Consider the following 21,157-nt stretch of genomic DNA (forward strand, 5'->3'; position numbering starts at 1 on the left):
GGATGAGGCAAAATTCCCTCTCCCACAGGGAGAGGGAGAAAAAAGATTACTGCGCTTCTGCCAGCTGACGGTCGCGACGGCGCTTAAACATCCAGCCCACCAGCAGCAGGACGATCCACGCGAAGCCCACGTACAGAGAGATGCGGGTATCCGGATGGTAGCCAATCAGGCCAATAATAAAGACCAGGAAGATCAGGCCGACGATGGTCGTCGGCACGCCGCCCGGCACTTTGAACTTCAGCGCTTTGGCCTCTTCCGGCGACAGACGGCGGCGGAACGCAATCTGCGAAAGCAGGATCATGATCCACACCCACACCGTCGCGAAGGTCGCCAGGGACGCAATCACCAGGAAGACGTTCTCCGGCATGATGTAGTTCAGGTAGACCGAGAACAGCAGCGCCACGGTCATCACCACGACCGTCACCCACGGCGTTCCGCGGCGTGAGGTTTTGGCAAACACCTTAGGCGCGCTGCCCTGCTCCGCCATGCCGTGCAGCATGCGGCCCACGCCGAACACGTCGCTGTTGATCGCGGAAAGCGACGCGGTCAGCACCACAAAGTTCAGAATGCTGGCGGCAAAGGCGATGCCCATATGCTGGAAGGTCAGTACAAACGGGCTACCGTTGGTGCCGACCTGGTTCCACGGGTAGATGGACATGATCACGAACAGCGTCCCCACGTAGAACACCAGAATGCGCATCGGCACGGAGTTGATGGCGCGCGGAATGGATTTCTCCGGGTCTTTCGCTTCACCGGCGGTAATGCCGATGATCTCGATGCCGCCGTAGGCGAACATCACCATCTGTAGCGACATCACCATGCCGAGCCAGCCGTTGCTGAAGAAGCCGCCGTTGCTCCACAGGTTATGGATGCCGGTCGGCTGGCCGCCGTTACCGATGCCCCAGATGATGATGCCGAAACCGGCGAGGATCATGATGATAATGGTCGCAACTTTGAAGAACGAGAACCAGAACTCCAGCTCACCAAACACCTTCACGCTCATCAGGTTGACGGCGCAGATGATCAGCACCACGCTCAGCACCCATATCCAGTGCGGCACCGCCGGGAACCACACGCCCATATAAATCCCAAACGCGGTCACGTCGGCAATCGCCACTATCAGGATTTCAAAGCAGTAGGTCCAGCCGGTGATAAAGCCGGCCAGCGGGCCCAGGTTTTCCTGCGCATAGCGGGAGAAAGAGCTGGCGGACGGGTTATGAACCGACATCTCACCCAGCGCGCGCATGATGATATAGGCCGCCACGCCGCCGATAATATAGGCCAGCAGCACGCTTGGACCGGCCATTTTGATGGCATCTGCCGAGCCATAAAAAAGGCCGGTACCGATAGCAGAGCCCAGCGCCATAAAGCGGATGTGGCGCGTGCTTAGCCCACGTTTAAGTTTGTTAGTGCTTTCCATTTAAATCTTGCCATTCAACACGAAAAAAACAAAAAACCACGGGGCCTTAAGCCCCGTGGTTAAACAGTTTGTTGCCGTTGATTAATGGGCGTTCGATGCAACCTCACGCCCTGCAGCACGGTCCCAGATAATCGCCAGAACCAGCGCAACAACGGTAGGCATCAGCCAGGCCAGGCCCTGCTCGGAGAGCGGCAGACGCTGTGTCCAGGCGGGCAGGATTTCTGCGAAGGCCGATGCTTTAATTCCGTCAAGGATACCAAAAATCAGGCTAATGAACATGGCTGGCGCAATAATTCGCGACGCGTTGTTCCACCATGGACGGGTAAAGCTCAGCACCACCAGCACGATGCACGGCGGATAGATGGCCGTCAGCACCGGAATAGAGACCTGGATCAGGTGGCTCAGACCGAGGTTCGACACCGCCATAGAGAAGATGCCGAGGATAAACACCAGCGTGCGGTAAGAGAGCGGCAGATACTGGGCAAAGAACTCTGCGCAAGCGCAGGTCAGGCCAACCGCCGTCACCAGACACGCCAGGAAGATCAGCACGGCCAGCAGCATACTGCCCGCACCGCCAAAGGTGTGCTGAACGTAAGCGTGCAGGATAGCCGCACCGTTCGCATTCTGATCAACCAGCGTTGCGCTATCAGAGCCCAGGCGGAACAGCGCCAGATACAGGAGCGTCAGGCCAACACCGGCCATCAGGCCAGCCCAGATGGTATAGCGGGTCAGCAGGCGCGCTTCGGTCACGCCGCGAGAACGCGCGGCGTTAACGATAACGATACCAAACACCATCGCGCCCAGCGTATCCATGGTCAGGTAGCCGTTAACGAAGCCGTTAGAAAAGGCCGCGTTCTGGTACGCATTCATCGCCGTGCTGATAGGACCGGCTGGCCAGACGATAGCGGCAACCGCCAGCACGATCAGCGCGACGATTTTCAGTGGAGCCAGGAAGTTACCCACGGTATCCAGCAGCTTGCCAGGATAGAGGGAGACCAGAATCACGATCGCGAAGTACACCAGGCTGTAGATAAACAGCGGCATCGCGCCGTCACCGGTCAGGGGAGCGATCCCCACTTCGAAGGAGACGGTCGCCGTGCGCGGAGTCGCAAACAGCGGGCCAACGGCCAGATAGCAGACGGTCGCCAGCAGAACGCCAGCCACTTTGCCAATCGGGGTGCTGAGACTGTCCACGCCGCCGCCGACTTTCGCCAGCGCAACAACGGTGAGGACCGGCAGGCCCACGGCAGTAATCAGGAAACCAAACGCGGCGGTCCAGACGTGTTCACCCGCCTGTAAGCCAACCATTGGAGGGAAAATGATGTTACCTGCGCCAACGAACAGCGCAAATGTCATAAAGCCCAGCGCGATGATGTCACGCGATTTTAAGTGATGGGTCATAAAACCTTACTGCCTGTGGATGTGGTGTTGAAAACGTTGAGAATTTCGCCATCCCTCGCGGGACAATACAGCGGAAATTTACTCAATTTCAGCGGGATATACTCCCGTCCTGGCGTGGCGAAGAATAGTTTTTCGATTTACCACGCAAATACAGTCGGTCTGACAGTATATGGGGGGCAATTTAAACGCTTATAACGTTTAAAGGCAAGGAGGGATCGTAAAACCAGAACAATATGCCAGCATGAAAATACAGACCAGCATAATACGCCAGTTATAAGAAAAACGTATGGCTAATCATGCGAACAAAAAAGCATCAGCCGTATAAAATTCACTCGCGTTTCGCTTGACCGCAAAGCAAACAGGCCAGCGTGCGCTGGCCTGTGGAAAGGTAAAATGACACGCCTGCCGTCAGGCGATCTTTTTGGCAATTAATCGTTCCGGGATGACGAAGCTAAAGCGGGTTCCCTTCCCCACCGTGCTCTGTATATCAAGACGGCTTTCATGGTGGTTCACGGCATGTTTCACAATCGCCAGCCCCAGGCCACTCCCTCCTGTCTGCCGGGATCGCGCCTTATCCACGCGATAAAAGCGCTCGGTCAGGCGTGGAATATGCTCTGGGGAAATGCCCGGCCCGTTGTCCTCAACGCTAAACTCCGCGCCCGTCGACGTATGCTGCCAGCGCACCCGAATATGCGTCCCTTCCGGCGTATGGTTCACCGCGTTATATACCAGATTGGAGACAGCGCTGCGCAACTCATCTTCGCTACCAAGTACCTTGAGACTGTTATCAACCTCAAAGGTAAGCTCGTGTTTTTTATGGCTGAGCGTCTGCGCTTCACGCTCAACAACCCGCAGCATCATCGGCACGTCGATGGTGTCAGTCAGCGCGAGCGAAGGCGCTGCCTCAATTTTCGAAAGCGTAAGCAGCTGCTTAACCAACCCTTCCATCCGGTGCGTTTGCTCACGCATGGTGTGCAGCGCTTTCTCGCGCGGCGCCCCTTCCAGCGTTTGCTCCTGCATCATCTCCAGGTAGCCCTGAAGCACCGTCAGCGGCGTGCGCAGCTCGTGGCTAACGTTGGCAAAGAAGTTACGCCGCGCCCCTTCCAGCTGGTGCATCTGGGTTACATCGCGCGCCACCATCAGCCACTGCCGATCGCTGTAGGGCATCACGCGAATTTCCAGGTGGCGGCCATTATTGAGCTTCAGATTGTGCGGTCGGGTAAAGTCACGCTTTTTCAGATACAGCGTGAACTCCGGATAGCGCAGAAGGTTGAGGATGTTCTGTCCGTTATCGTCCGGCCAGCGCAGGCCAAGAAGCTGCTGTGCCAGGCCGTTACACCAGAAGATGGTGCCCTCTTCTGTGGTCAGAATGACCGCATCCGGCAGCGACTCCGCGCCGCTGCGGAAACGCTTGATCAGGCTTCCCAGCTCGCGGCGGCGCTTTTTATTACGCATCTGCATCTGGTGCAGACCGTATAAGAGCGGCTCCCAGCTCCCGCTTCCCGGCGGGGGCGTCATACTTCTGTCGACCCACAGCCACCAGGAAAGGCGCAGCAGGTTCCAGAAATGCCAGATCAGTAATCCCGTAACCGATGCCAGCAAAAACCAGGGCAGATGTCCAAGAAAGGCCCCCAGAATGAAGGCCGGAATACAGCATAGGATCAGTTCAAAGACGAGCCTTTTCCATGACAGACGTTCCAGCACGCGTCACACTCCTGTCATTGTTCAGAAACGGGTTGAGAAACGATAACCCGTGCCGCGGACCGTCTGCACCATGCGATCGTGGCCGCTCAGTTCCAGCGCTTTACGCAGGCGGCGAATATGGACGTCAACCGTCCGGTCTTCGACATAGACGTTAGTCCCCCAGACGTTATTCAGCAACTGCTCGCGGCTGTAGACGCGTTCCGGATGGGTCATGAAGAAGTGCAGAAGTTTAAATTCGGTAGGCCCCATATCGAGGGGATTTTCACCCGTCATCACCCGGTGTGAGGTGGGGTCAAGGCTCAGGCCCTGCATCTCGATCACCTCTTCCACCGCCATCGGGGAAATGCGGCGCATCACGGCTTTGATGCGGGCGACCAGCTCTTTCGGGGAGAACGGCTTGGTAATGTAATCGTCCGCGCCGGTTTCCAGACCGCGCACGCGATCTTCCTCTTCACCGCGCGCCGTGAGCATCACCACCGGAATATCGCGGGTCATCGCTTCACGCTTGATGTGTTTGATGAACTGCAGACCAGAGCCGCCGGGCAACATCCAGTCCAGCAGAATCAGGTCGGGCCAGGGTTCATTCAGCTGGTTCACCGCGCTGTCATAATCTTCCGCTTCAACCGGCTGGAAGCCATTTTGTTCGAGCACGAAGCACACCATTTCACGAATTGGAGCTTCATCTTCTACGACCAGAATACGTCTCGCCATACTTTGCCCTGTCTTATCTTATTAAGTTACAAGTTTGTAATGCGGCGTCATTATGCGTCAGATTTATGACAGATTTATGAAAAACAGTACCACTATAAATGGCAAACTGTTGTTTTATTACAGCGGTTATTTTCCGCCCCCTGAAAGTTTATAATCCCCTCCACCATTTTTTGCCACGGATCTGTTATGCGCATACTTCACACCTCGGACTGGCATCTGGGTCAAAACTTTTACAGCAAAAGCCGCGCTGCTGAGCATGAAGCGTTCCTGAACTGGCTGCTGGACACGGCCCAGTCTCGCGAGGTTGACGCGATTATCGTGGCGGGTGACATCTTTGATACCGGTTCGCCACCGAGCTATGCGCGCGAGCTTTATAACCGCTTCGTGGTAAACCTGCAGCAAACGGGCTGTCATCTGGTTATTGTTGCCGGCAACCACGACTCCGTGGCGACGCTCAATGAGTCGCGCGACATTCTGGCCTTTCTCAATACTACCGTGGTCGCCAGCGCCGGACACGCGCCGCAGATCCTGAAAAAACGCGACGGCACGCCGGGTGCGGTGCTGTGCCCGGTTCCCTTCCTGCGCCCGCGCGATATCGTGCAAAGCCAGGCGGGGCTGTCCGGCGGCGAAAAGCAGCAGCACCTGTTGCAGCGCATTACCGACTATTATCACCAGCAGTATGCCGACGCCTGCGCGCTGCGCGGCGAACTGCCGATCCCGGTGGTTGCCACCGGGCACCTGACCACCGTGGGCGCCAGCAAAAGTGACGCGGTGCGTGACATCTATATTGGTACGCTTGACGCGTTTCCGGCGCAAAACTTCCCGGCCGCCGACTATATCGCGCTCGGGCACATTCATCGGGCGCAAATCATCGGCGGCTGCGAGCACATTCGCTACTGCGGATCGCCTGTCTCGCTCAGCTTTGATGAAACCGGCAAAGCAAAATCCGTGCACCTGGTGAGCTTTAGCGAGGGCAAACTTAGCGCCGTTGAGACGCTGGAGGTGCCCGTCACCCAGCCGCTGGCGGTGCTAAAAGGCGATCTGGCGGCCATCACTGAGCAGCTTGAACAGTGGCGTGGTGCCGAGCAGGTTCCGCCCGTCTGGCTGGATATCGAAATCACGACCGACGACTACCTGCACGATATGCAGCGGAAAATTCAGGCGCTGACGGAAGACCTCCCCGTGGAGGTTTTACTGGTGCGCCGCAGCCGGGAACAGCGCGAGAAAATTCTGTTAAGCGCCCAGCGTGAAACGCTCAGCGAGCTCAGCGTTGAAGAGGTATTTGAGCGTCGGCTATCCCAGGAAGAGATTGACGACGTGAAGCGCGAAAGGCTTACCGAGCTCTTTACGCTTACCCTGCATGCGCTCAATGACGAGGAAGAAAACGCATGAAAATTCTGAGCCTGCGGCTGAAGAACCTCAACTCACTCAAGGGCGAGTGGAAGATCGACTTTACCGCCGAGCCCTTTGCCAGCAACGGTCTGTTTGCCATCACCGGCGCGACCGGGGCAGGTAAAACCACCCTGCTCGACGCCATCTGTCTGGCGCTTTATCACGAAACGCCGCGACTGCAGAAGGTGTCTCAGGCGCAAAACGACCTGATGACCCGCGACACCGCCGAGTGCCTGGCGGAAGTGGAATTTGAGGTAAAAGGCACCGCCTATCGCGCCTTCTGGAGCCAGAACCGCGCCCGCAACCAGCCGGACGGCAACTTACAGGCACCCCGCGTAGAGCTGGCGCGCTGCGAAGACGGCAAGATCCTGGCCGACAAGGTCACGGATAAACTGGAGCAAATCGCGACGCTCACCGGGCTGGACTACGGCCGCTTTACCCGCTCAATGCTGCTCTCACAGGGACAGTTTGCCGCCTTCCTTAATGCCAGGCCGAGCGATCGCGCCGAGCTGCTGGAAGAGCTGACCGGCACCGAGATCTACGGCCAGATTTCCGCCATGGTGTTTGAAAAACACAAAGCCGCACGCAGCGTGCTTGAAAAGTGCGAGGCGCAGGCGGCGGGCGTCGTGCTGTTGAGCGAAGAGCAACAGCAGCAGTTACAGCAAAGTTTGCAGGCACTTACTGACGAAGAGAAAACCCTGCTGGTTCAGCAGCAAAACCAACAGAAAGATTTTCAGTGGCTTACGCGCCATGATGAGCTCGTGCTTGAGCAACAGCGCGTCACCGCGATGCAGCAGCAGGCGCAGCAGGCGCTGACGAACGCTGCGCCAGAGCTGGCAAAGCTCCAGCTCGCTCTGCCCGCTGCCCAGCTTCGACCGCTTTGGGAGCACCATCAGGAGCAAACCGCGCGTCTGACGCAAACCCAGCAGCGAATTATCGAAGTAAATACTCGCTTACAGGCCAAAACCGCACTGCGCGCGCGGATCCGTCATACCGCCCAGCGGAATCATGAGCAGCTTCAGACCGAACTGACGGCGCTGGCGCAGTGGCTGGCGGAGCATGAGCGCTATCGCCTGCTGGGGCAGGAGATTGCCGGCTGGCGCGCCCAGCTCTCGCAGCTCAACCGCGATAAAACGCAGTTAGCCTCGCTTGCTGCGCGGATAAGTGAATTACGCAACAGGCTGGCCGAGATGCCGGAAAATGCGCTGACGCTGACGGCGGATGAGGTCAGCGCGGTCATGGAGCAGCAGTCCCGGTCACGCACGCTGCGCCAGCGGCTAACGTCGCTGCATGCCCGCTATCAGCCGCTGCAAAAGCGCCTGCGCCAGAGCGGTGAAAGCGTGCAGAAGGCCCAGGCCGATCAAAATAAGCTCAATGAAACGCTGGCGCTGCGCCGCCAGCAGTACAAAGAGAAACACCAGCACTATGTGGACCTGAAGGCCCTGTGCGAAAGCGAAGCGACGATTAAAAAGCTGGAGAACTACCGTTCGCAGCTTGAGGCAGGCAAACCCTGTCCGCTGTGCGGCTCCAGCGAGCACCCCGCCGTTGAGCAATACCAGTCGCTTGAGCTGACGGATAACCAGCGCCGCCGTGATGCCCTGGAAAAAGAGGTCGCCGCGCTTAAAGAGGAAGGCCTGCTGGTGCTGGGACAGGTTAATGCCCTGACTCAGCAGATCCAGCGCGAGACGGACGAAGCGCAGACTCTCTCTCAGGAAGAGCAAGCACTCACTAAAGAGTGGATGGAAGCCTGCGCTTCCCTGAACATCGCGTTGAATATTCAGGAAGATATCACGCCGTGGATGAACGAGCAGGAACAGTACGAGCGTCAGCTTTATCAGCTCAGCCAACGTCTCACCCTGCAAAACCAGTTAAACGAGCAGGAAGCGCAGGAGCGACAGTATCAGCAGCAGCTGACGAACGCTCGCCAGGCGCTGGAAGACACCCTGCTCTCGCTATCGCTTAACGTACCTGAAGACGGTAATGAAGCCGCCTGGCTGCACGCCCGCGAAGCGGAATTTGCGCAGTGGCAGGAGAAACAAACGCAGCACGGCGTGCTTCTGGAACGCATAAACGCATTGAAGCCGCTGCTCGACACGCTTCCGGAAACGCACGGCGAAGAGGCCGAACCGGCCATTCCGGACGGCTGGCGCGACGTGCACGACGAATGCGTGTCGCTACAGAGCCAGCTCACCGCGCAGCATCAGCAGGAAACGCTGGAGCAAGAGCGGCTGCAGCAGTCGCAGACGCAGTTCACCGCGGCGCTCTCGGCGAGCTGCTTTGCCGATCGGGACGCGTTCCTTGCCGCGCTGCTGGATGACGAGGCAATTCGCCACCTCGAACAGCTTAAACAATCGCTGGAAAACCAGATACAGCAGGCCGCGGCCCTTTCCGGCCAGGCGAATCAGCAGCTGCAGGCGCATCAGGCACAGCGTCCGCACACGCTGGAGGCCGATCTGCAAACCCTGCAAAGCCAGCTGCAGCAGCTGGCACAGCGGCTTCGGGAGAACACCACTCGCCAGGGTGAGATCCGCCAGCAGCTGAAGCAGGACAGCGATAACCGTCTGCATCAGCAGGCGCTTATGCAGCAAATCGAAGACGCCACCCGCCAGGCCGAGGACTGGGGCTATCTGAATTCGCTGATTGGCTCCAGCACCGGCGATCGATTCCGCAAATTTGCCCAGGGGCTGACGCTCGACAATCTGGTGTGGCTCGCCAACCAGCAGCTTAACCGCCTGCATGGCCGTTATCTGCTGCAGCGTAAGGTCAGCGACGCGCTGGAGCTGGAGGTGGTCGATACCTGGCAGGCGGATGCGGTACGCGACACCCGCACGCTTTCAGGCGGCGAGAGTTTCCTGGTGAGCCTGGCGCTGGCGCTGGCCCTTTCCGATCTGGTGAGCCATAAAACGCGGATTGATTCCCTGTTCCTGGATGAGGGTTTCGGCACGCTCGACAGCGAAACGCTGGATACGGCGCTGGATGCGCTCGACGCGCTGAACGCCACCGGGAAAACCATCGGTGTTATCAGCCACGTTGAGGCGATGAAAGAGCGCATTCCGGTGCAGATTAAGGTTAAGAAAATTAACGGGCTGGGGTACAGCAGGCTGGATAAGGAGTTTGCGGTGGGATGAATGGTGGGGACGGTGCGGTCTGGTGCCCTCACCCTGGCCCTCTCCCACAGGGAGAGGGTAAAACCATTATTCCGGCCATAACCACGCTGCGCCGCGCACGCCGCTGGAATCCCCGTGCACCGCTTTGCGGATCGGGGTTTCGCACTCGCCGCCAAAGACCCACTGCGTCACCAGGTTTGGCACCGTGGCGTACAGCCGGTCAACGTTGCTCATCCCACCGCCGAGCACAATCACGTCCGGATCGAGAATGTTCACCACGTGCGCCAGGGATTTCGCCAGCCGCATTTCGTAGCGGCTAAGGGCTAGCTCGGCGACCGGGTCCTGTTCTTCGACCAGGCCCATGATTTCGTTGCCCTTGAGCGGCTGGCCGCTCAGACGGTGGTAGTCGGTGGCAAAGCCGGTGCCGGAGATAAACGTCTCGATACAGCCCTGCTTTCCACAGTAGCACGGCACTTCCGCGCGGTATTTAAGCTCATCTTCATCCATCCACGGCAGCGGGTTGTGCCCCCACTCGCCAGCGGTGCCGTTACCGCCAATGTGGGCGCGTCCGCCGAAGGCCACGCCCGCGCCGCAGCCGGTGCCGATAATCACCGCAAAAACGGTCTGCGCCCCTGCCGCCGCACCGTCGATGGCTTCCGATACCGCCAGGCAGTTAGCATCGTTTGCCAGACGCACGTCGCGGTTCAGGCGTTTGCTTAAATCCTTATCAAACGGCTGACCGTTCAGCCAGGTGGAGTTGGCGTTTTTTACCACGCCGGTATACGGAGAAATCGAGCCGGGAATGCCCATTCCGACGGTACCCGTTTGCCCCGTCGCCTGCTCTGCCATCTCAACAAGCCGGGCAATGGTCTCGATAGTCTGGTGATAATCATCGCGCGGCGTGGGCAGGCGGTGGCGGAACAGCTGCTCTCCCCGCTCGCTCAGCGCAATGACTTCTGTTTTGGTGCCGCCCAAATCAATCCCAATACGCACAAGACTCTCCTCATTATTTTGATTATCAACAGAGTAGAAGCACGCTTCCCGATTAGCAATGCAAGCGATGCGACAATTCGTTATCATGCCCGCTGATTTAACGACAAGGCCGTGGAAATTATCATGCTGTGGTTCAAAAATTTGATGGTTTACCGTCTCAGCCGCGACGTTTCGCTGCGCGCTGAAGAGATGGAAAAACAGTTAGCCGCCTATAGCTTTTCCCCTTGCGGTAGCCAGGATATGGCGAAAACCGGCTGGGTTCCGCCAATGGGTTCACAAAGCGATGCACTGACCCACGCCAGCAGCACGGGTCAAATCATCGTTTGCGCCCGCAAGGAAGAGAAAATCCTGCCAACGCCTGTGGTTAAGCAGGCGCTTGAGGCGAAAATCTTCAAGCTGGAAGCCGAGCAGGGCCGCAAACTGAAGAAGACGGAAAAAGACTCTCTGAAGGATGAAGTGCTGCACTCGCTGCTGCCGCGCGCCTTTAGCCGCTTCAGCCAGACCATGATGTGGATCGACACCGTCAACGGGCTGATCATGGTGGACTGCGCCAGCGCCAAGAAAGCAGAAGATACGCTGGCCCTGCTGCGCAAGAGTCTCGGTTCTTTACCGGTGGTACCGCTGGCGCTGGAAACGCCGATTGAGCTGACCCTGACCGAATGGGTGCGCAGCGGAACGGCAGCGCAGGGCTTCCAGATCCTCGACGAAGCGGAGCTGAAAGCGTTGCTGGAAGACGGCGGCGTGATCCGTGCGAAGAAGCAGGATCTGGTCAGCGATGAGATCGCCGTGCACATTGAAGCGGGCAAGGTGGTCACGAAACTGGCGCTCGACTGGCAGCAGCGTATTCAGTTTTTGATGTGCGACGATGGCTCCGTGAAGCGTCTGAAATTCTGCGACGAGCTGCGCGATCAGAACGAAGATATCGATCGGGAAGATTATGCCCAGCGCTTTGACGCGGACTTTATCCTGATGACCGGGGAGCTGGCAGCGTTGATCGAGAGCCTGGTAGAAGGGCTTGGCGGCGAAGCGCAGAGATAACAGGCAAAACGTAGGCCGGGTAAGCGTTGGCGCCACCCGGCTTATTTTTTATTTCAGGTAGCGGCACAGATAAGAGGTAGGCTCAGCAACCTGCAGATGGAATTCGCTGTGAGCCGGGACGTTGAACACCTGACCGGCAGCGTAAACCGTCCATTCCGTTTCACCCGGCAGCAAGACGTTCAGCGCACCGCTGACGACCGTCATCTCTTCAGCTTCCGCGGTGCCAAAGGTGTATTCCCCTTCCGCCATCACGCCAACGCTGGCGCGGCCAGTGCTGCTGCTGGTAAAACCGATGGATTTCACTTTACCGGAAAAGTATTCGTTACTTTGAAGCATGAACTGGCCCTTATATTTATAGATAAAAATCCACTATAGGGGCCATGCTCATGACCTGTCACGCAAAATCATTACACCAGCAGCTCTGATGCCAGACGCGCCATCAAAACATTCGACAGCAGCACCGGAACATCAAGCGCCTTTTGCAGTAAATCACGATGACGCTGATGGAAACCGAGGCAGTCGAGGATAAGTACGTCCGCGCCTCTGTCCAACAGCTCCTGTCCCGCCGCGATCAGCGCTGCTTCGCTATCCCAGACGGGATTGGCCAGCGCGTAGAGCGGCGTTTTTTCCAGTACCTGCCATTTAGCCGCCTGATTATCGAGAAGTTCCTCAATAGGAACAATCACGCCCACCTGATGACCATCAACAATCGAGGCCACCAGCGGGGGAATAATCCGCATCGGCTCCAGCAGTATCGAGGTTCGTGCAATGAGTCCCTTAATCGGAGCGGTACTCATCAGTAAAATTACGTCATACCCTTGATTATCGAGGACTTCTATTACCCCCTGAAGCGAGCGCTCGATTTTCTGGCGCGACACATGCGCCAGTTTGCCGTCACTTAATAACGTCGGTAGGGGATCCTCCCCCTCTTCTAAAGCGTAGTCTTCCATGACCTCTTCCCGACTCATCTTGCCCAACAGGCTAAGATGCGTGATCTGTTGTTCAGAGACATGCTCCGTCAGGAGCGGTAACACTTCGCTTACAGGGACCACACCAATAGTGAGGATCGCCAACGTCGCCTTCATTTTGATCGCCTTCCATTACTACCCCAGCCTTCACACAGGTACAGGCTCACTACGCTGCACAGTTCATTTTTTCAACAAAACAGCACCAATCGTAGCAGGCGATCCCGACATTGAAATGTAAAGATCGCAGGACCCTTTCGAATCCGCCTGTAATAACTAAATATTAACTCCTGCTTAACATTACCGGTGAGTTAAAAGTGTGATTTAAGCACGGTTGTAACGAAATCAGATTTTTATCAGGACTTTTCAGGATCCTCATAGCGCCGCTTAGCGTCCAGCGCTTCCTGCTCGGTTTCATGCTCGCTGATCAGCGAATCTGGTTTGGGGTGATCTGCGCGCAGCTGATACCAGGTGACGGTTTGATCGGCATTACCTTTTTCGACGGTAACAATACGCGCTTCACGCGGATAGGGAGGTCTGGTTGGCATAGCTCATCCTTTTTAAGTGTCTGAGCTATGAGTATAGACGGCAGCTAGCTGGCGCAAGCCAAACGGAGGGCGGTAATAATCTGAATAACCACTTCTTTGGGCGTCGCGGATGCATCCACGACGTGATGAGCCGCCTCGCGGTATAACGCATCGCGCTCCGCCAGCACTTCACTGACCTCTTCGCTGAGCGGCTTCGCGGTCAGCGCAGGGCGTTGCCCCTCTTCCGGAAACGCTTCAAGGCGCCCAACCAGGGTAGCAACCGGGGCGCAGAGGTAAATGACGATCCCTTTTTCACGCATAAAGTGGCGATTATAGTCCGCGAGAATGATACCGCCTCCGGTCGCAATCACGGTGGACGGTGCAGTCACCGCCTCCAGCGTGGCCGTTTCGCGCGCGCGAAAGCTCTCCCATCCCTCGTTTTCGACGATCCCGGCGATGCTTTGACCCGCATTTTCCTGCAGCCAGTGGTCAGTATCGACAAACTGACTGTCGCATGCGCGCGCCAGCTCCGTGCCAACGGTGGTTTTCCCACAGCCGCGAGGGCCAACTAAGAAGATGGGTGGGTTCATAACCAGGTGTTTCCCCTTGATGCCGGAAGGCTGAAGACTGTAAAGAAATGATTGCAGAAGATGTTGCGTTTACTTTACTGCAAAGCGGTACGGGATGACAACCCTGTGGAGGCCACACTGTACCACAAATTGACAATGGTTATCATTACGCCGTGCGTCGCTTGACTTCAAGCAGCCATTTATCCAGCTCGGCGGCGAACTGCTGGCGATCGCGCTGCGACAGGCTGTCGGGCCCGCCGGTCTGCACGCCGCTGGCGCGCATCGTATCCATAAAATCGCGCATCGTGAGTTTCTCCCGGATGGTCGACGGCGAATATCGCTCACCGCGCGGGTTAAGCGCTGCCGCCCCTTTCTCCAGCACTTCCGCAGCGAGAGGAATATCGGCCGTAATCACGAGATCGTCGGCGCTGCAAAGTCGGACAATTTCGTTATCCGCCACGTCAAACCCGGCAGGAACCCGCAGGGAACGAATGAACTTCGACGGCGGGACGCGAATATTCTGGTTCGCCACCAGCGTAAGCGGCATCTGCACGCGATCCGCCGCGCGGAACAGAATCTCTTTAATCACATTCGGACAGGCGTCCGCATCAACCCAAATGGCCATATTGTCTCCCCGGTTTAGCAATGATGGCTATTGTCGCCTGCTTTTCGTTGTTAAGCTATAACCCTATCAATCAGCGATAACAACGCATAATAACGGAGAGACGTGATGGAGAAGAAAATCGGGTTTATCGGCTGCGGCAACATGGGTAAAGCCATCCTGGGCGGCCTGATCGCCAGCGGGCAGGTCCTGCCTGGACAGATTTGGGTCTACACCCCGTCCCCGGACAAAGTTGCCGCACTGCGTGACGAATACGGCATCAACGCGGCAGAAAGCGCGCAGGAAGTTGCCCAGGTCGCGGATATCGTCTTTGGCGCCGTTAAGCCGAACATCATGATCAAGGTATTGAGCGAGATCACCTCCAGCCTGAACAAAGAGACGCTGGTGGTATCGATAGCCGCAGGCGTGACCCTGGACCAGCTGGCGCGCGCCCTCGGCCATGACCGTAAAATCGTGCGCGCGATGCCAAACACGCCGTCACTGGTTAACGCCGGGATGACCTCCGTCACGCCTAACGCGCTGGTCACGTCAGAGGACGTGGCGGACGTGCTGAATATTTTCCGCTGCTTCGGCGAAGCGGAGGTGATTGCCGAGTCGATGATCCATCCGGTTGTCGGGGTGAGCGGCTCTGCTCCCGCGTATGTCTTTATGTTCATCGAAGCAATGGCCGATGCCGCCGTGCTCGGCGGGATGCCGCGCGCGCAGGCGTACAAGTTCGCCGCACAGGCCGTCATGGGCTCCGCCAAAATGGTGCTGGAAACCGGCAAGCATCCGGGTGAGCTGAAAGATATGGTCTGCTCGCCGGGCGGAACCACCATTGAAGCCGTGCGCGTGCTGGAAGAGCGAGGATTCCGCGCGGCGGTAATCGAAGCCATGACCAAGTGCATGGAAAAATCAGAGACGTTAAGCAAGTCCTGATCGCGATAGTCGGGCGTCAGGCGGCCACTTCAGTGCGGCCTCGCCCGGCATTTTTGGCTTTATACAGCGCGACGTCTGCCGCCTTTAGCCACTCCCGGTAGTGACCAAAATGTTCGCCCCATGGGGCCACGCCAACGCTGATACGCAGCCGCTCCGCGGGCGCGCACGGCAGGGATAATTTTTTCAGCCGCTCGTGAACGCGCGACATCGCGGCAATTGCATGTTCAGCAGGCGTACCGGACATGATGATCGCGAACTCATCCCCGCCAAAACGGCCGATACAGTCCCCTGAGCGCAGCGTCATCTGCAGCTGTCGGGTGATGGCGATAATCGCTTCATCCCCGACGTCATGTCCCCAGGTGTCGTTAATGCTTTTGAAGTGATCGATATCGATCAGCAAAATCGTTGTCTGGCGATGGCTGCGGCGACACTTTTCATATTCATCACGCAGCAGCGTCTCCCAGTGGCGTCGGTTATAGACCCCGGTCATGCCGTCCCGGGTGCTCATCTGCTCCAGCTGCCGCCTGTTTTCTACCAGCCGGATTGCCGTCCGATGGCTTACCCAGGCAAACAGCACGGGATAAAACATAAAAATGGGCAGCGTCAGCCACCACTCCAGGGGCCCCGGGGAAAGCGTTACCACGCTGTCGGTGAGCTGTAATGTCGCCAGGGCGGACACAGACATCATTACCATCCCCGCGAAAAATAAGCGGCAGCCGCCCGCCCCCATCATATTCATGCCTATCATCATGATCAGCGCGGCCGTGGAAAGCGCGTTTCCCCCCATCAGGCCAATCCACACGCCGGCAATGACGGCATCAGCCTTCAGGTTCATCCGTTCGCGATGATGCGGATCGGGCGCACGAGAGGCAATCTGCCAGGCAAGATGGGGCCAGACAAACGCCCAGCCAACCAGAAATAGCCACCATCCGCCGGGCAGAAAATGCGTCACCAGCACGTCGGCAATGGGGAAAAACATGCCCGCCAGCCCGACCACTCGCGCCAGCCGCATCCGCCGGGCAAACTGTATGCCGGTGCGGTGTGCGTCATCCTGAGAAAGGTTTTGCTGCCACTCTTCCCGAATGCTCTCTTTATTGTAAAAATTTTCGTCATTCATCATGTTTTGGGAATATTCTGAAACATTTTCCCAAATTATAGAGAGGGGGCTTTCGGGGGAAGTATGAAATTTCGGGTGAGCCAGGAGAGCGGCTCACCCGATAGGACTACGCCTGTTTTTTCAGGCAAGCGCTCATAAACTTGCTGCGATCGTCGCCCTTCAGCATCTGCTGCGTGGCCTGAGCGTTACATTCGCGCATTTTCTGCTGCTGCGGCGTCAGGCTTTTCTCGCCCGGTTGAGATGCCCCATTTTTCAGGCAATCACTCATGTAGGTCTTGCGGGCATCGCCCTTCAGGGTTTGCGCCGTCGCCTGCTGATTACAGGTCGTCATACGCTGCTGTTGAGGGGTAAGGGTCTTCTCTGCTGCGTTCGCCGAGGCCATCAGGAACACGCCCGAGAGTAGGGTAACCAGAATTGTTGTTTTCATTGCACCATCCTTTATGTGAAGTTCCACGTTAAGTCTGGTTCGTTACGGGGAAAAAACCACCCGGCGGTTACGCTTTTCGCCGGGCGTTATGCTTATTTCAGATTGAGCGCCGCTTTCATGGTGTAGAACAGATCCGTTTGATCCGTCAGCCCCACCACGTTCGCCGCATGCGGGCCGTAGGCCGCGATACGCAGCTGCGTGCCCGTGTGCTCCATAGACTCTTCTTCCGAGTTGCCATAGCTCATCACCATTACCGCACCGTCTTTGGTGTTCAGCGCCTGAGTGAGGCCAGGTGCTTTGGTATCGGACGGGATAATCTGGCTGGCGTGCGCATGGTCGGCGGTGACGACCACGAGGGTATTCCCGTCTTTCTTCGCAAACTCCAGCGCCTTTTGCACGGCTTCGTCCAGATCGACGGTTTCACCAATTTGGCCGCACGGGTTTGCCGCATGGTCTTGCTTGTCGATTGAAGCGCCTTCGACCTGCAGGAAGAATCCTTTTTCGCTCTTGCTGAGCAGAGAGATGGCCTTATCCGTCATTGCCGCCAGGGTTGGCACGCTGCTGTCCCGTTTCGGATTGGGTGTACAGGTTACCGCGGGCTTATCCAGGCTGCCGTGGTAAGAGGCTTTCGGCCCTTCCCAGCGCACCGGCATGTTGCCGTCAGAGAAAAGGCCCAGCAGCGGTTTATCCTGGTTCGCCTCGGCTATCGCAGCCAGAGAGGACGCATCGCTTACCATCTGATAACCGCGAGCCTGCGCCTGCTCGCGCAGGGTTTTGCCCTGCCATTCGCCCGCCGTCGCCGTCTCTGCGAAGGTTTTTGCCCCGCCGCCCAGGGTGACGTCAGCACGCGTATTCAGCAGCTGCTCGGTAATCGACCCTTTGCCGCCTTTTTCCAGCGCGTTGGTCGGGCATTTTTCACTGGTGACGGACGGGCCGTAGCACTTTCGCGACGTCACGTGGGACACCAGCGCAGCCGGCGTCGCATCCTGAAGTTCAGCGGTAGAGACGTTGCCGGTCGCCAGCCCTGCCGCTTTTGCCATCTCCAGAATGGTTTGATGATCTTTTTCGTGGATGTCTACGCCCAGCGCGCCATTATAGGTCTTCACGCCGGTTGACCACGCCGTTGCAGACGCCGCGGAATCCGTTACGTAATCCGGCTTTCCGGTTTTTTTATCCAGCGCATAATGGGTATATTGTCCGGTAAGCGGTAATGCATCGATGCCTTTAAAAAACCCGCCCGCGCCTTCTGCATAATTTCGCGCTGCCGTAATTTCTGAATCACCCATGCCGTCGCCGATCAGCAGAATTATATTTTTAGCCGGTTTGTCATTCAGCGAGGCGCGAATAGCTGCAGTCTGATCTTCTGACAGACGGCGTGCGCCACCGGGCTGAGTGATATCGCCCTGTGCGGCACGATTATCCAGCACGCGGGTATTCGTCGTTTCAGCCTGAATAGCAGGGGCAAATAACAGGGGGAGTAGTGCGATGAAAAGTGCGCTCTGTTTCAATTTATTTTCTCCATGTACAAATACATAAAAATAAAAACAGAGCGACTATAGGCAACCCGCATGACATTTCAATGACAGACCGTCACGTCCTGTGACAGCCTAGCTGCGGGGATGCCTTAAAAGCTTCTTTACGTATTGCTGGAGCATTTCAGCATCGCGAGCGGGGACCTGTGAATCAGGCCTGGCACCTTCCAGCGCGCCTTCGATGCTTTCAATCAGCGACTGCTGATCGTTTTCAGCCATTCGTCTGAGGAGCGCCGTCACAACAATTTCCAGCGCCTCGACCTGGGCGACCAACTCTTTTGACTCTTCTTCCTTTTGTGCAAGCTTGATCAGCAACTCAGCAATGAGATTTTTCATCGTGCTATTTCCTTATGGGATTTTCCATGAAATTAGCATTCTCATTGTTCAATGCAAAGAGAAGAAAAGTATTATCTTATGCAAAAGTGACATCGCTGCCAAAATAGATATTCAGGCCTGCGAGCGAAACGTTTTTCTATAAAAAAACAGCCGCATTTTGTTATATAAAAATGCGGCAGCCATAAGAATATATAATGTATATCGCGGCGGATTAGCGTGCTCCCTTCGCCTATGCAATTTGTCTACGACGACGCAGGGCAATTGCAAGCTGGATAATATTAAGCAACACCACGACGGCCGTCGCGGCAAATACCCAGCGGAAACCCGCCATAGCGGAAACAGAAGCACCAATAAGCGGACCGGCAACATTGCCTAAATACATAAAGGACTGGTTATACCCAAAAATACGTCCCGTTACCCGATCGCTGGAATACTTCACCAGCAGGGTCTGCACCGCGGGCAGCATTGCCCCATCGGCAAAGCCCAGCAGGAAGCGCAGCACGCCAAGCTGAAGCGGCGTAGTGACGAATGACATGGCGAAAAAGAGGAGTACCGCAAAAATCAGCGTGGCCATCAGGATGCGCGCCGTGCCAATTCTGTCGCCCAGCTTGCCCAGGCGCGGCGCGGAGATCAGCGCCGACACGCCGGGCACCGCTGCAATCATCCCGGCAAGAAACGCTATGTTGTTGCTGTCCGGTGCCATCGACTTAATAAACAGCGCCAGAATCGGGCCGACGGAGCCGTTGCAGAGCTGGATCACCATGGTGGTGACAAACAGGCTGATCATCAGGCCGGGATAGGGCAGCGAGGCAAACACCGCCTTTCCGCTCAGGCGTTCGGATTTACTGACGATTGGCCGGCCCCCTTCTTTTATCAGGAAGAGCGTGACCAGGAAACTGACCACCAGCAGTATTGCCGTGATAAAAAACACCGCCCGCAGGCCGACATGGTCGGCCAGGAAGCCGCCCAGCAGCGGGCCGCCGATCACGCCGCTGATCTGTGCCGTGGAGAGCGTGCTTAATGCCCAGCCGCTTCGCTCACGCGGCACCTGCGAGGCCACCAGCGCCATCGCGTTAGGGATATACCCGGAGGTTAACCCCATAATGGCGCGGAGGATAAACAGCTGCCAGACGTTGGTGGCAAAGGCCTGCAGCAAAATAGCTATCGCCATTCCCAGCGAAGCCCGCAGCAGCATCAGCTTGCGCCCTTTGCGATCCGCCAGGCTGCCCCACATCGGCGACACGATGGCGGACACCAGAAACGTCACGCTGAACGTCAAACCGGACCACATTGAGAGTGCTTCATGGGACGTGACGCCCAGCTGCGACACGTACAGCGGCAGGAAGGGTAAAATCTGGCTGATGGCCAGGCCGGTAAAGAAGCAGCCGAACCAGACCGAGATGAGGTTTACTTTCCAGGATTCCATAAACGACACAATCTTCATTTTTAGGCGAATTCGCCTACAGATTAGCAAGTTACGTTCGCTCGCGTAGTGCCTGAGATGCGCCTTCGCTGACTTTGGTGTTTTATCTTCCCAGTCATCATATTTGTGAAACAAGTCACAATTCAACCCGCTACTGGCGGAAGATTATGCTTTTATCGACAGAGCCCGAAGCCGCGCATGCCTAAATGAAAGTGATTGGCATGCGCCGCGTTATAGTCTGGCCCCAGGCCGTTGCCATAATAGCCGCAGCTTGCGGCGAGCAGGGCCTGAAGCCAGGGCTGCGTTTTCGCTGACGTCCAGCCCTTCAGTACCGTCACGCGTTCGCCGCCGGCCAGCCGAAAGGCACTAATGTCCAGCGCCTCGGCGGAGGCGTGTTCGCTTCGTCGCGCATCCGCGCGATGGTAAATATTACGGCAGGCAAAGCTTCCCAGATGATCGATGCGCGTAAGCTCGCGCCCCATCAGGGTTTTGGTCAGCGGCCTGGCCTGCTGGCTAACAAACAGCGCCGAGCTGAGCGCCAGCGGACAGCTGGCCAGAAAGCTGCTGCTCAGGCTGACGGGCCCAAAGTCGCGAACGCGAACCACGTTAGCGAGCGGGCACGCTCCGGCACTGTCGGCAACGGGCTGCGTGCGAATAAGCTTACGTTGATTGGCCTGAGACAGCAGCGCCCCGCACGCCTCTGGCGTTAAGCGCCGAAGCTTATACTGCGTAATTTTACCGGGCGGATCGTCAAGGGTAAGCGGTGTGAAAGGGTTGTAGTAAGACGGCAGCCAGCGATAACCCACTGTTGCGGCAGCGACAATAACGCAAACGGTCAGTAATTTTTTTCCTTTCACCTTCCCCTCCTGGCACACCAAAACATTATGGCAGAAGGCCGCGAATCCCGCCGGGCATCGTGGTATGTTATTGGCTTTTCGTCAGACTGGAAGAGAGT

The 21,157-nt window shown here is 57.1% G+C and carries 20 protein-coding genes; 4 read left to right on the forward strand and 16 right to left on the reverse strand.

The window, feature by feature from the left end:
- Window positions 1-46: 46 nt before the first annotated feature.
- From proY to phoB, 4 genes are all read right to left on the reverse strand, one after another.
- The gene (gene proY / locus E0L20_RS06895; protein WP_131633294.1) at window positions 47-1,420 is read right to left on the reverse strand and encodes a proline-specific permease ProY; all 1,374 of its coding nucleotides are present in this window, start codon (window positions 1,418-1,420) and stop codon (window positions 47-49) included.
- 81 nt (window positions 1,421-1,501) lie between these two features.
- Window positions 1,502-2,821 carry a branched-chain amino acid transporter carrier protein BrnQ gene (gene brnQ / locus E0L20_RS06900; protein WP_131633295.1) on the reverse strand — a complete coding sequence of 440 codons (1,320 nt, stop codon included), beginning with the start codon at window positions 2,819-2,821 and terminating at the stop codon, window positions 1,502-1,504.
- A gap of 408 nt (window positions 2,822-3,229) precedes the next feature.
- Complete coding sequence (gene phoR / locus E0L20_RS06910; RefSeq protein WP_131633297.1) at window positions 3,230-4,525, reverse strand: phosphate regulon sensor histidine kinase PhoR; 1,296 nt, start codon at window positions 4,523-4,525, stop codon at window positions 3,230-3,232.
- A gap of 21 nt (window positions 4,526-4,546) precedes the next feature.
- A complete protein-coding gene (gene phoB / locus E0L20_RS06915; protein ID WP_003859122.1) occupies window positions 4,547-5,236 on the reverse strand; it encodes a phosphate response regulator transcription factor PhoB in 690 nt (229 codons plus the stop codon).
- A gap of 186 nt (window positions 5,237-5,422) precedes the next feature.
- Between phoB and sbcD the strand changes: the two genes are divergently transcribed.
- Window positions 5,423-6,628, forward strand: coding sequence for an exonuclease subunit SbcD (gene sbcD, locus E0L20_RS06920; protein ID WP_131633298.1), 1,206 nt, complete (start codon window positions 5,423-5,425; stop codon window positions 6,626-6,628).
- A complete protein-coding gene (gene sbcC / locus E0L20_RS06925; RefSeq protein WP_131633299.1) occupies window positions 6,625-9,756 on the forward strand; it encodes an exonuclease subunit SbcC in 3,132 nt (1,043 codons plus the stop codon). The genes sbcD and sbcC overlap by 4 nt, the downstream gene beginning before the upstream one ends.
- 66 nt (window positions 9,757-9,822) lie before the next feature.
- On the opposite strand, the gene mak is transcribed toward sbcC, so the two are convergent.
- Window positions 9,823-10,728, reverse strand: coding sequence for a fructokinase (gene mak / locus E0L20_RS06930; RefSeq protein ID WP_131633300.1), 906 nt, complete (start codon window positions 10,726-10,728; stop codon window positions 9,823-9,825).
- Between the two features lie 123 nt (window positions 10,729-10,851).
- Here mak and rdgC point away from each other — a divergent pair, with 123 nt between their 5' ends.
- Window positions 10,852-11,766: a recombination-associated protein RdgC gene (gene rdgC / locus E0L20_RS06935; protein ID WP_131633301.1), complete on the forward strand. Its 915-nt coding sequence runs from the start codon at window positions 10,852-10,854 to the stop codon at window positions 11,764-11,766.
- Between the two features lie 48 nt (window positions 11,767-11,814).
- Here the strand turns inward: rdgC and ppnP are convergent, their stop codons facing one another.
- The 5 genes from ppnP to E0L20_RS06960 all read right to left on the reverse strand — a co-directional run bounded on the left by ppnP (window position 11,815) and on the right by E0L20_RS06960 (window position 14,452).
- The gene (ppnP, locus tag E0L20_RS06940; RefSeq protein WP_131633302.1) at window positions 11,815-12,102 is read right to left on the reverse strand and encodes a pyrimidine/purine nucleoside phosphorylase; all 288 of its coding nucleotides are present in this window, start codon (window positions 12,100-12,102) and stop codon (window positions 11,815-11,817) included.
- Between the two features lie 71 nt (window positions 12,103-12,173).
- Window positions 12,174-12,851 (reverse strand): AroM family protein, encoded by a 678-nt coding sequence (locus tag E0L20_RS06945; protein ID WP_131633303.1) that lies wholly within the window; start codon window positions 12,849-12,851, stop codon window positions 12,174-12,176.
- A gap of 236 nt (window positions 12,852-13,087) precedes the next feature.
- Window positions 13,088-13,279 (reverse strand): protein YaiA, encoded by a 192-nt coding sequence (gene yaiA / locus E0L20_RS06950; RefSeq protein ID WP_131633304.1) that lies wholly within the window; start codon window positions 13,277-13,279, stop codon window positions 13,088-13,090.
- 44 nt (window positions 13,280-13,323) lie between these two features.
- Window positions 13,324-13,848, reverse strand: a complete 525-nt coding sequence (gene aroL / locus E0L20_RS06955; RefSeq protein ID WP_131633305.1) for a shikimate kinase AroL — start codon at window positions 13,846-13,848, stop codon at window positions 13,324-13,326.
- 145 nt (window positions 13,849-13,993) lie between these two features.
- On the reverse strand, window positions 13,994-14,452 hold the full coding sequence (locus tag E0L20_RS06960; protein ID WP_131633306.1) for a YaiI/YqxD family protein: 459 nt from the start codon (window positions 14,450-14,452) through the stop codon (window positions 13,994-13,996).
- Between the two features lie 105 nt (window positions 14,453-14,557).
- Here E0L20_RS06960 and proC point away from each other — a divergent pair, with 105 nt between their 5' ends.
- Entirely contained in the window at window positions 14,558-15,367 is an 810-nt protein-coding gene (gene proC / locus E0L20_RS06965; RefSeq protein WP_131633307.1) for a pyrroline-5-carboxylate reductase, read from the forward strand.
- 16 nt (window positions 15,368-15,383) lie between these two features.
- On the opposite strand, the gene adrA is transcribed toward proC, so the two are convergent.
- From adrA to E0L20_RS06995, 6 genes are all read right to left on the reverse strand, one after another.
- Entirely contained in the window at window positions 15,384-16,487 is a 1,104-nt protein-coding gene (adrA, locus tag E0L20_RS06970; RefSeq protein ID WP_131633308.1) for a diguanylate cyclase AdrA, read from the reverse strand.
- Between the two features lie 103 nt (window positions 16,488-16,590).
- Window positions 16,591-16,911, reverse strand: a complete 321-nt coding sequence (psiF, locus tag E0L20_RS06975) for a phosphate starvation-inducible protein PsiF (protein WP_131633309.1) — start codon at window positions 16,909-16,911, stop codon at window positions 16,591-16,593.
- Between the two features lie 92 nt (window positions 16,912-17,003).
- The gene (gene phoA / locus E0L20_RS06980; RefSeq protein WP_131633310.1) at window positions 17,004-18,419 is read right to left on the reverse strand and encodes an alkaline phosphatase; all 1,416 of its coding nucleotides are present in this window, start codon (window positions 18,417-18,419) and stop codon (window positions 17,004-17,006) included.
- Window positions 18,420-18,518: 99 nt separating this feature from the next.
- A complete protein-coding gene (iraP, locus tag E0L20_RS06985) occupies window positions 18,519-18,779 on the reverse strand; it encodes an anti-adapter protein IraP (RefSeq protein ID WP_131633311.1) in 261 nt (86 codons plus the stop codon).
- A gap of 229 nt (window positions 18,780-19,008) precedes the next feature.
- The gene (locus E0L20_RS06990) at window positions 19,009-20,205 is read right to left on the reverse strand and encodes a multidrug efflux MFS transporter (RefSeq protein ID WP_131633312.1); all 1,197 of its coding nucleotides are present in this window, start codon (window positions 20,203-20,205) and stop codon (window positions 19,009-19,011) included.
- Window positions 20,206-20,375: 170 nt separating this feature from the next.
- Entirely contained in the window at window positions 20,376-21,059 is a 684-nt protein-coding gene (locus E0L20_RS06995; protein WP_131633313.1) for an extensin-like domain-containing protein, read from the reverse strand.
- Window positions 21,060-21,157: the final 98 nt, after the last annotated feature.

Source organism: Enterobacter wuhouensis (genome assembly GCF_004331265.1).
GTDB classification, from domain to species: domain Bacteria; phylum Pseudomonadota; class Gammaproteobacteria; order Enterobacterales; family Enterobacteriaceae; genus Enterobacter; species Enterobacter wuhouensis.